9 protein-coding genes and 1 pseudogene are annotated in these 10,065 nt (G+C 72.1%); 6 read left to right on the forward strand and 4 right to left on the reverse strand.

The features are described from left to right. Nucleotides 1–15: 15 nt before the first annotated feature. A complete protein-coding gene (locus FAF44_RS20910) occupies nt 16–1,656 on the reverse strand; it encodes an extracellular solute-binding protein (RefSeq protein ID WP_237104900.1) in 1,641 nt (546 codons plus the stop codon). Nucleotides 1,657–1,876: 220 nt separating this feature from the next. Here FAF44_RS20910 and FAF44_RS20915 point away from each other — a divergent pair, with 220 nt between their 5' ends. The 6 genes and pseudogenes from FAF44_RS20915 (at nt 1,877) to FAF44_RS54815 (ending at nt 8,793) form a co-directional block, all read left to right on the forward strand. Continuing rightward, nucleotides 1,877–3,088 carry an ROK family transcriptional regulator gene (locus FAF44_RS20915; protein ID WP_237104901.1) on the forward strand — a complete coding sequence of 404 codons (1,212 nt, stop codon included), beginning with the start codon at nt 1,877–1,879 and terminating at the stop codon, nt 3,086–3,088. 99 nt (nt 3,089–3,187) lie between these two features. Then, entirely contained in the window at nt 3,188–5,959 is a 2,772-nt protein-coding gene (locus tag FAF44_RS20920; protein ID WP_237104902.1) for a glycoside hydrolase family 3 protein, read from the forward strand. Then, complete coding sequence (locus tag FAF44_RS20925; protein ID WP_237104903.1) at nt 5,956–6,960, forward strand: LacI family DNA-binding transcriptional regulator; 1,005 nt, start codon at nt 5,956–5,958, stop codon at nt 6,958–6,960. Before FAF44_RS20920 ends, FAF44_RS20925 begins: the two co-directional genes overlap by 4 nt. 159 nt (nt 6,961–7,119) lie before the next feature. After that, the gene (locus FAF44_RS20930) at nt 7,120–7,923 is read left to right on the forward strand and encodes a GvpL/GvpF family gas vesicle protein (protein WP_237104904.1); all 804 of its coding nucleotides are present in this window, start codon (nt 7,120–7,122) and stop codon (nt 7,921–7,923) included. A gap of 125 nt (nt 7,924–8,048) precedes the next feature. After that, a pseudogene (locus tag FAF44_RS54810) lies at nt 8,049–8,312 on the forward strand (GvpL/GvpF family gas vesicle protein); the annotation flags it as partial. A gap of 163 nt (nt 8,313–8,475) precedes the next feature. Then, nucleotides 8,476–8,793, forward strand: a complete 318-nt coding sequence (locus tag FAF44_RS54815; RefSeq protein WP_308193349.1) for a GvpL/GvpF family gas vesicle protein — start codon at nt 8,476–8,478, stop codon at nt 8,791–8,793. On the opposite strand, the gene FAF44_RS20940 is transcribed toward FAF44_RS54815, so the two are convergent. The 3 genes from FAF44_RS20940 to FAF44_RS20950 all read right to left on the reverse strand — a co-directional run. Continuing rightward, nucleotides 8,783–9,331 (reverse strand): NUDIX hydrolase, encoded by a 549-nt coding sequence (locus FAF44_RS20940; RefSeq protein WP_237104905.1) that lies wholly within the window; start codon nt 9,329–9,331, stop codon nt 8,783–8,785. The two genes, FAF44_RS54815 and FAF44_RS20940, sit on opposite strands and share 11 nt — an antisense overlap. After that, on the reverse strand, nt 9,328–9,864 hold the full coding sequence (locus FAF44_RS20945) for a GNAT family N-acetyltransferase (RefSeq protein ID WP_237104906.1): 537 nt from the start codon (nt 9,862–9,864) through the stop codon (nt 9,328–9,330). The genes FAF44_RS20940 and FAF44_RS20945 overlap by 4 nt, the downstream gene beginning before the upstream one ends. Continuing rightward, a partial coding sequence (locus FAF44_RS20950; RefSeq protein ID WP_237104907.1) for a hypothetical protein occupies nt 9,861–10,065 on the reverse strand: 205 nt, incomplete at its 5' end. The genes FAF44_RS20950 and FAF44_RS20945, both read right to left, overlap by 4 nt.

The following is a 10,065-nucleotide window of genomic DNA, read 5'->3' on the forward strand; positions in this document are numbered from 1 at the left end:
CCCAGGACAGCCCCTTCACAGCCGGCCGTTCTCGCGCGCGACCTTCATGTAGAACTCGCGCGCCTCGTTCCCGCCCTGCTCCTGCCAGTCCTTGAGGATCTTGGGCCACTCGGAGACGGGCCGCTTGCCGCGGAAGATCTCCTGCATCTTGTCCTCGGTGGGGGTGACCAGGCCGGCCATCTTGGAGGGCGTCTCCACGCGGATGCCGACGAACGGGTCGGCCTCCAGGATCTTCGACGCCTTGGTCTGCCAGTCCCACTGCGCCTGGACGAGGCCCTCGTACTGGCTCATCGCGTTGGCGTTGGGGCGGCCGGACAGGAACATGTACGTCGGCGCGACCTCCTTGCGCCCGAGGGCGGTCTGCTTGACCTTGCCGTCCTCGACCTTGTAGTGGGTGCCCTCGACCCCGTTGGTGACCAGTTCGTACTCCTGGGTGCCGAACGGTCCTGAGGTCCAGTTGGACAGCGCGAGCAGTTCGCGGGTGCGTGCGTCGCCGAGGCCCTTCTTGATGAAGACGAACATGCTGGCCGGCTCGTTGCGCCACATGATGGGCGTGCCGCCCGCGTGCGCCGGGTACGGATCGACGATCTGCATGTCGAACTTCGGGTTGTCGGGCTGGAAGCGGCCCAGGCTCTCGTGCCAGGCGCCGAGGCCGTCGCGGTAGACGATCATCTGGCCGCTGCCGAAGATGCCCTTGTTGTCGGCGTCCTTGTTGGCCACGACGTCGGGGTGCACGTACCCGGCCTCGAAGATCTTGGTCATCGCCTCGATCGCGGCGGCCCACTCCTCGGTCTCGTACTTGTAGACGAGCGTGCCGTCGCCCTTCTTGCGCCATTCGCGCGGCGCGCCGAAGGCCCGCTGGAGTTCCTGCTCCATGCCGCCGCCGTAGGCCCAGCGCTTCTTCTTGGCGTCGGTGATCGCCTTGCCGAGCGCGAGCAGGTCGTCGGCGCTCTTGGGGTGTTCCAGGCCGAGTTCGGCAAGGATGTCCTGGCGGACGAAGGTGGCGAACGGGTACGGGTCGTTCTGCCAGGGGATGCCCTGCAGGATCCCGCCGAAGACGCCGTACTGCCAGGCGGCGGTGTCGTAGTTGGCCAGGAGGGGGAACTCCTTGGCCTTGTCGCCGGCCAGGAAGGGGGACAGGTCGGCGAAGAGCTTGTTGGCCGCCTCGGTGAAGTGGCCGATCTTGATCAGCTCCCACTGCGGGACCATCACCATCTCGGGCACGTCGCCGCTGGCCAGGACGGTGCTGAGCTTCTGCCCGTAGGTGTTGCCGTCGGAGATGTTGAAGCGGACGGTGCCCCCGAGCCGCTTGTTGACCTCCTCGTAGTAGGAGTTGCTGCCCAGACCGGGCGGCACGGTTCCCCACAGCGGCGTCATCGCGGTCACCTCCTTGCCGCTGGTGAGCGGCGGGGTGGTGACGGCCTGCACCATCTGCGCGGGGCGGGCCAGGAAGCCCGGCTGGACGAACTCGGCGCCGGCCAGGTCCGGCTTGAGCCCGGGGATCTCGAACGGGATCCTGGTGGGCACCAGGCCCTTGAGCTTGTCGGCCGCGACGGCGGTGCCCTTGGGCGCCTGTCTCTTCTCGGCGCAGCCCGCCACCAGAACGCTCGCGCCGACCAGGCCGAGGAACCCGCGGCGAGTCGTGGAGTTCGGCATGGCTCGCTCCCTTCTCCGAGTGGGGATTGGCCTCTTTGGACGCAGACCCCGCTGTCGGTGGACCGCTGGACGGCGCCCACCTAAAATTAGTTGGTATTGCGACCAAACAAATTAGTAGACTGTGGCGGCGCCCACAAGTGAGCGCGGTGGTCACAGGTTGGTGAAGGGAGCCCGCGATGCGGCATGCTGGGATCACTTCTTGGCGGGAACGGGGCTGATATTGATCACTTCAACGACCGGCCCTCAGCCGGCCGACTTCGCCGACGTGCGGGCCACCAACCTCGCGGTCGTCCTGCGGTTCGTCCGCGAGCACGCGCCGTGCTCGCGGGCCGACATCGCGGCCTCCACCGGGCTGAACAAGGCGACGGTCTCCAGCCTGGTCGCCGACCTCATCGACCGGCGGCTGGTCCGCGAGACCGGGCTCACCGAGAACCGCGTCGGCAGGCCGGCCACGATGCTCGTCCTCGACGGCTCCCCGTACGCGGCCATCGGCGTCGAGATCAACGTCGACACCGTGTCGGCGGTGGCCACCGACCTGGCGGGGGAGCGGCTGCTCACGTGGCGGCGCTCGTTCTCGGGGGGCGAGTCGGTCAACCAGGGCGTGGCGGGCGTCGGGGCGATCATCCGGCGGGTGGTCACCCGGATGGCCAGGGAGGAGCGCCAGGTGCTCGGCCTGGCCGTGGCCGTGCCGGGGCTGATCGACGTGCAGGGCACCGTACGCATCGCGCCCAACCTCGGCTGGCACGACGCCGACATCGGCGGCGACCTCGCCAAGGCGCTGCGCGACCCGGGCTTTCCCATCCAGGTCGACAACGACGCCAACCTCGCGGCCCTGGCCGAGCAGCGCTTCGGCGCCCACGCGGGCGCCTCCGACCTGGTCTATCTCACCGGCGAGCTGGGCGTGGGCGCCGGCATCATCCTCGACGGACGGCTGCGCCGGGGCGGGCGCGGCTACAGCGGCGAGATCGGCCACGTGCAACTCGACCCCGACGGCCCCGTCTGCCGCTGCGGCCGGCGCGGCTGCCTGGAGGCCATGGCGGGCATCGGCGCGGTGCTGCGCAGAGAGCCGTCCCCGGCGGAGATCCAGATCGAGATCGAAGAGGTCGTCCGCCTGGCGCGGGCCGGCGATCCCGGCACCCTCGGCACGCTCGAAGGGGTGGGCCGGAGCCTGGGCAAGGGCGTGTCGATCCTGGCGAACCTGCTCAACCCCGAGGTGGTCATCCTCGGCGGCTACTTCGTGCCGCTGGCTCCGTGGCTGCTGCCGGCCGTCCACGAGGAGCTGGGCTCGCGCGTGATCGCCTCGGAGGCCGGCGGGTGCCAGGTCGTGGCCTCGACGCTGGGCCACGACGCCGCCGCGCTCGGCGGTGCCGCGAGGGTGCTCGACTCCGTCGATTCGGGAAGATTGCCCGGAGGATTGTCGCGAATCTCTTGACCTTGGTCACGCGGACGTGCACCCTTCAGTCAATCCACCGAAATGTCCGCGTAACTTCCCCCAGGCCGGTCGTCGAAGCGCTTCGACACTCTCAGAGGGATGACCATGCAACAACCCCCCTTCCGCGACCCATCGGCCCCGCTTCGCGACCGGATCGACGACCTGATGGGCCGGCTCACCCTTGAGGAGAAGGTGGGCCTGCTGCACCAGTACCAGGCCCCGGTCGAGCGGCTGGGGCTCGGCACGTTCCGCACCGGCACCGAGGCGCTGCACGGCCTGGCCTGGCTCGGCCCGGCCACCGTCTTCCCGCAGGCCGTCGGGCTGGCCTCGACCTGGGACCGCGACCTCGTCCGCAGGGTCGGCGAGGCGACCGGTGACGAGGTGCTGGCCTTCCACCACAAGGATCCCGCCGGGGCGGGGCTCAACGTGTGGGCGCCCGTGGTCAACCCGCTGCGCGACCCCCGGTGGGGACGCAACGAGGAAGGCTACTCCGAAGACCCGTGGCTGACCTCGGTCATGGCCACGGCCTATGCCCGTGGGCTTCGTGGGAGCGCTCCCGAAATCCTGAAGACCGCCCCGACGCTCAAGCACTTCCTCGCCTACAACAACGAGACCGACCGGTGCACGACCTCCAGCAACCTGCCGCCCAGGGTGCTGCACGAGTACGAGCTGCCGGCCTACCGCGGGCCCATCGAGTCGGGCGTGGCGGTGGCCGTCATGCCGTCGTACAACCTGGTCAACGGCCGTCCGGCGCATCTCAGCCCGCTGATCGAGCAGGTGCTGCGCGCCTGGGCGCCGGACGATCTGCTCGTCGTCAGCGACGCGTACGCGCCGGGCAACCTCACCGCGCTGCAGGGCTACCACGACTCGCCCCCGGAGGCGTACGCGCACGCGGTCCAGGCGGGGCTGGACAGCTTCACCCAGGACGACGACCGCTCCGAGGCCACCCTCGGCCACCTGCGCGACGCCCTCGCGCGGGGGCTGCTGAGCGAGCCGGACGTGGACCGGGCCGTGCGGCACGCCTTGTCGATCCGGTTCCGGCTGGGCGAGTTCGACCCGGCGACGCCGTACGACGACATCAACGACAACGTGGTCAACTGCCCCGAGCACCAGGCGCTGGCCAGGGAGGCGGCGCGGCGCTCGTTCGTGCTGCTGGAGAACGACGGCCTGCTGCCGCTGCGCGACGTGACCAGGATCGCGGTGATCGGGCAGCTCGGCGACACGCTGATGGAGGACTGGTACAGCGGCACCCTGCCGTACGCCGTCACCGCCCGCGCCGGGCTGGCCGAGCGGTGCGAGACCGTGTTCTGCGAGGCCGTGGACCGCGTGACGCTGACCGCCGAGGCGGGCCCCGTCACCGCCGACCCCGCGGGCGGGCCGCTGAGCGCGGGGGCCGCGGAGCCGGGGCTGTTCGACCTGTTCGACTGGGGCGGCGGCGCGTACGCGCTGCGCGCGGTGCGGACCGGCCGCTTCGTGTCGGTGGACGGCGTCACCCTCGTGAACGACCAGCCCGGCCCGAACGGGTGGGAGGTGCGCCAGACGTTCCGCATGGAGGAGCGCCCGCGCGGCACGCTCGCCCTGCGCCACATCTCGACCGGCTGCTACGTCGGCGTCGCCGAGGACGGCGTGCTGCGCCTGGTGGACGACGCCGACCAGGCCGCCTGGCTGGCCATGGACGTGCTCACCGCCGGCGCCGACGAGGCCGCCCGCCTGGCCGCCACCGCCGACGTGGCGGTCGTGGTGGTCGGCGACCACCCCCTGGTCAACGGCCGCGAGACCGAGGACCGCATGACGCTGGCCCTGGCCCCCGCCCAGGACGCCGTGGTACGGGCCGTGCGCAAGGCGAACCCGCGTACCGTGATGGTCATCACCAGCGGCTACCCGATCACCTGGACCGAGGGCGAGCTGCCCGCGGTGCTCTGGTCGGCGCACGGCGGCCAGGAGTACGGCCACGCGCTGGCCGAGGTGCTGTTCGGCGACGCCGACCCCGAGGGCCGCCTCACCCAGACGTGGTACCGCTCCGAGCAGGAGCTGCCCGACCTGCTCGACTACGACATCATCGCCTCCGACGCCACCTACCAGTACTTCCGCGGCAGCCCCCTGCACCCCTTCGGCCACGGCCTCAGCTACACCGCCTTCGAGTACGCCGATCTGCGCGTGCGGCGGGCCGGCGACGTGGTGGAGATCGAGGCCACCGTCACGAACGCGGGCCCGCGGCCCGGCGTCGAGGTCGTGCAGTTCTACACCCACCAGCAGCGCTCGCGCGTCAAGCAGCCGCTGCGCCGGCTGCGCGGCTTCGAGAAGGTGCGGCTGGAGCCGGGCGAGAGCCGGCCGGTCCGGCTCCGTCTGCCGGTCGCCGACCTGGCCTTCTGGGACGTCACCAGGGGCAGGTTCGTCGTGGAGAGCGCGCCGCATCAGGTCATGGTCGGCCGCAGCGCCACCGACCTGCGGCTGAGCGCCGGCCTGGAGATCGAGGGCGAGGTCATCCCGCCCCAGTCGGGGGTGCTGCGCGCGGCCTGCCACGACGAGTACGACGCGATCACGTTCGTGGACGAGAGCAGACGGGACGGCGACGCCGTGCGCTCCGACGTCGAGGGCGCCTGGATCCTGTTCCGCCAGGTGGACCTGACCGGCGTGACGACCTGCGTGGCCACGGCGGGCAGCACCGAAGGCGGCATGATCACCATCCGGCTCGGCGACCCGCTCTACGGCCGGGCGGTGGCCGTGTTCCCCGTGCCCAGGACCGCCCGCTACGACCACCACTCCATCACGGCCTCGCTCTCGGGCGGCGACGGGGTGCACGATCTCTACGTGGTGTTCGAGAACGAGGGCGTGACGCTGGCCGGGGTCGACTTCGGAGCCGGGGCTTGAGCGGGCGCACGGTCACGATCGCCCAGGTCGCCAAGCACGCGGGGGTGGCGGTCAGCACGGTCTCGTACGTGCTCAGCGGCAAGCGGACGATCTCGGCCGACACCAGGCGGCGGGTGCTCGACAGCATCAGCGCGCTCGGTTACCACCCCAACGCCGGCGCCCGCGCCCTGGCCAGCAAGCGTTCCAACGTGATCGCGCTGGTGCTGCCGCTGCGTGCGGGCATGCACGTGCCGGTGCTGATGCGCTTCGCCAGCGCGGTCGTCACGGCCGCCCGCCGCTTCGACCACGACGTGCTGCTGCTGACCGCCGACGAGGGCACCGACGGCATCCACCGGGTGGCCGCGAGCGCGCTGGTGGACGCGCTCGTGCTGATGGACGTGGAGCTGGACGACCGCAGGGTGCCCCTGTTGCGCGAGTTGCCCGAGCCGAGCGTGCTCATCGGCTTCCCCGCCGAGCCGGCCGGGCTGACCTGCGTGGACCTCGACTTCGCGGCGGCGGGCGCGCGGTGCGTGCAGCACCTGGCCGAGCGCGGGCACGACGAGATCGCGCTGCTCGGGGCCCCCTCGGTGGTCTACGACCGGGGCACCGGCTTCGCCACCCGCACCCGGGAGGGCTTCGTGGCGGCGGTGGACGACCACGGGCTCAAGGGCGTCACCCTGCCGTGCGAGGACACGTTCGACGAGGTGTACGAGACCGTGCGCGACCTGCTCCTCGACCGCCCCGGCCTGTCCGGCCTGGTGGTGCACAACGAGGCCGCCGTGGGGCACGTGCTGGCCGCGCTGCGCCAGCTCGGCCGCCGGGTGCCGCACGACATGGCCGTGGTGGCGATCTGCCCCGACGACGTGGCCGAGCGGGCCGGCCCGCCGCTGACGTCCGTGCTGATCCCGGCCGAGGAGGTGGGCAGGGAGGCGGTCCGCCTGGTCATGGACAAGCTGGAGGGCCGCGCGGTGCCCGATTCCACGCTCCTGACGCCCCTTCTGGCCGTCCGCGCCAGCACCTGAGCCAAACCCCGCGGCCGCCCAAGATTGCGGATCGTCATCATCGGCAATCCTCCCGCACGTCAAACCTGTCGGATTTTCATCCGTATGGCGTTCCCTGTCCTTTTCTCGTGGGCAGGCTCGCGAGTGCGAGGGAACCGGCGGGCGGGAGGAGTGAGCAGCATGGGACGCTCTGCCAAGGTCTCGGCCGCCTCCGTGCCCGAGCAGGCCACCCGCCGTGGCCGGACCCGGGGCTCCTTCGTCTACGGCATCGTGCCCGCCGGCACCGCACCGCCCCCGGACGCGCGCGGACTCGGCGACCCGCCCGGCGCCGTCGGGCTCGTCGAGCGGGGTGAGATCGCGGCCCTCGTCAGCGACGTCAACCTGGAGCGGCCCCTGGGCGGGCCGGGGGACATCCTCGCCTACGAGGAACTGCTCGACGCCGTCGCCGCCGGCGGGCCCGTGCTGCCGTTCCGGTTCGGCGCGGTGCTGCCCAGCCTGGACGCGGTCACCGACGAACTGCTCGCTCCCCACCACGACGACTACCTGGCGGCCCTGGAACAACTCGACGGCCAGGCCGAGTTCGTCGTCACGGGCCGCTACGACGAGCGGGCCGTGACGACCGAGATCCTCGCCGAGAGCCCCGCGGCCCGGAACCTGTGGGAGCAGCTCGAGAGCAGGCCGGAGGACGCCACCCGCGACGAGCGGAGCCGCCTCGGCGAGATCATCACGGCCTCCGTCGAGGCCAAGCGGGACATGGACACCCGCCTGCTCCTCGACGGGCTCACCGGCCACTACCGGCGGGCGTGCCTGCGGGAACCGGCGCACGAGTGGGACGCCGTCCACGTGGCGCTGCTCGCCGCGCCCGGCGACGGGGCGGGCCTGGAACGGGCGCTGACGGAGTTCGGCGAGCGCTGGTTCGGCCGCGTGGACCTGCGGCTGCTCGGCCCGATGGCGCCGTACGACTTCGTCGTCGCCGAGGCGTAGGAGGACGTCCATGGGCCCGGTGAGCCGCCGCCGGTCCGTTGTCGAAGAGCTGGAGGAAGCCGGTGGCTGAGCTGACCTACCTGTACGCGGTGGCCCACGACCGGCTGCCCTCCTGCCCGCCGGGCGTGGCGGACGCCCCCGTGCGCACCGTCGCCGGGTCCGGGCTGGTGGCGTACGTGAGCACGGTGCCGGTCGAGCAGTTCGGCGCGGAGCCGCTGCGGCACTCGCTCGAGGACCTGGACTGGCTGTCGGAGACCGCCCGCGCGCACCACCGCGTCGTGGACGCCGTGGCGGCGGCCACGACCACCGCCCCGGTCCGGCTCGCCACCGTGTACGCGGACGACACCCAGGTGGCCGCCCTGCTCGAACGTCGCGGGGGCGCGTTCGAGCTCGTCCTCGCGAAGGTCAGCGGACGTCAGGAGTGGGGCGTCAAGGCGTACGCCGCCCAGCCCGGCGACCCCGACGGACAGCCCGCCCCCCGGACGGACACCCCCACGGACATGGGCGCGAGCGGGAGCGGCGGCGTGAAGCGGGCTGGGCGGGTGTGCGGCGGTGCAGGTCGGCGGTGCCCCGCCGCACCGCCGCAGAACGGGGCTGAGCGGCCGGGAACAGGCCCGCAGGCAGGCGTTGCAGCGCGCCGACCACATCCACCGCGCGCTGACCGCGCTCGCCGCCGCCGGACGCCGCCACCACGCCCAGGCCGCCCGCCTGTCCGGCCGCCACCAGTGGATGCTGCTCAACGGCGCCTACCTGGTGGACGAGTCCCGGGCCGAGGAGTTCACCGAACTGGCCGGCCGGCTCGGCGGTGACGGCGTGCGGATCAGGCTGACCGGCCCCTGGGCGCCGTACTCGTTCACGATCATGGCATGAGACGCGACGGCGGGCAGCCGCCACCCGGACGACCGAGGGGCAGGTGCCAGGGCAGGACGACCGGCGCGGCCGGGACGTCACCGCCGGCCAGCCGCGCCACCAGCGGCCCCAGCCCCACCGGCACCACCGGCTCGGCACAGGTGGCGAGCTCGGCCGCCGCCCACCACCGGAAGCGGTCGGTCGACTCCCGCTCCTCCTCGTCCATCCCGCGCGTGTCCACCTCCAGCCCCGCCCGCACCCGCAGCACGAAGAAGAAGTCGCGGCAGAAGAACCGCCGCCCGCCCACCGACCAGCCGCCCTCACTCGTCGCCACCACCGGCCCGAGCGCCTCGGGAGCCACCACGTGGCCCAGCTCCTCCCGCAGCTCCCTGGCGGCGGCCTGGCGCGGGCTCTCACCCGGATCGAGGCCGCCTCCCGGCGTGAACCACGCGTACGGCGGCTCGTCCACCTGCAGGAACCGCCCCCGGTAGAGCAGGATCCGGCCGCCCGGGTCGATCAGCAGCACCCGGGCCGTCGCCCGCGAGACCATCTCGCTCATGCGGTCGTCATCTCGACGGTGATGGCCCACCGCTCGTGGTCCCGCCAGGCGCCGTCGATGAACTGGAACTTCGGCGAGAACCCCTCGCGCTGGAAGCCGACCCGCTCGATCAGCCTCAGGGAGGCGATGTTGGACGGCTGGATGTTGGCCTCCAGCCGGTGCAGGCCCATCTCGTTGAAGGCGTGCCCGACCAGCAGCCCGAGGCCCTCCGTCAGGTATCCGTGCCCGGTGGTGCCGGTGTAGGCCGAGTACCCGATGGTCGCGCTCTGGTGGGTGCCCCGGACGATGTTGTTGACGTTGACCCGGCCCACGATCGCACCGGTGTCGCGCAGGCAGATCAGGAACCCTTCGTTCAGGGGCCCGTCGAACCTGGCCAGGTAGGCTTCGAACTCCTGGTACGTGATGATGGGCGGGCCCGGCATCCACCGCGCGAGCAGTTCCTTGCTCCGCTCGTGCAGGGCCGAGAGCTCCTCGAAGTCCTGCAACGAGAGGTAGCGGACGGCCACCCGTGGCCCTTCGGCGAGATAGATCACACCAGACATTCTCGCGGCCACTCGCCGCAGTGCCACGAACGTCCGTCCCACTCGACGGTGAACGGCGTCGCGAACGGCAGCGGCGTCCTCCACACCCGCCCGCCCAGCCCGGCGCACAACGCGCTCAGCCCGGCGGTCAGGCTGCCCACGTGCCCGGCCACGGCGACCGTCTGCCCGGGGTGTGCGGCGGCGATCGAGGAC

Source organism: Nonomuraea sp. MG754425 (assembly GCF_021699195.1).
Lineage (GTDB): Bacteria > Actinomycetota > Actinomycetes > Streptosporangiales > Streptosporangiaceae > Nonomuraea.

Excerpts from the sequence above, each read along its gene's own strand:
- FAF44_RS20920 (WP_237104902.1), top strand. The coding sequence starts at position 3,188 with ATGACCATGCAACAACCCCCCTTCCGCGACCCATCGGCCCCGCTTCGC.
- FAF44_RS20940 (WP_237104905.1), bottom strand. The coding sequence starts at position 9,331 with ATGAGCGAGATGGTCTCGCGGGCGACGGCCCGGGTGCTGCTGATCGAC.
- FAF44_RS20930 (WP_237104904.1), top strand. The coding sequence starts at position 7,120 with ATGGGACGCTCTGCCAAGGTCTCGGCCGCCTCCGTGCCCGAGCAGGCC.
- FAF44_RS20910 (WP_237104900.1), bottom strand. The coding sequence starts at position 1,656 with ATGCCGAACTCCACGACTCGCCGCGGGTTCCTCGGCCTGGTCGGCGCG.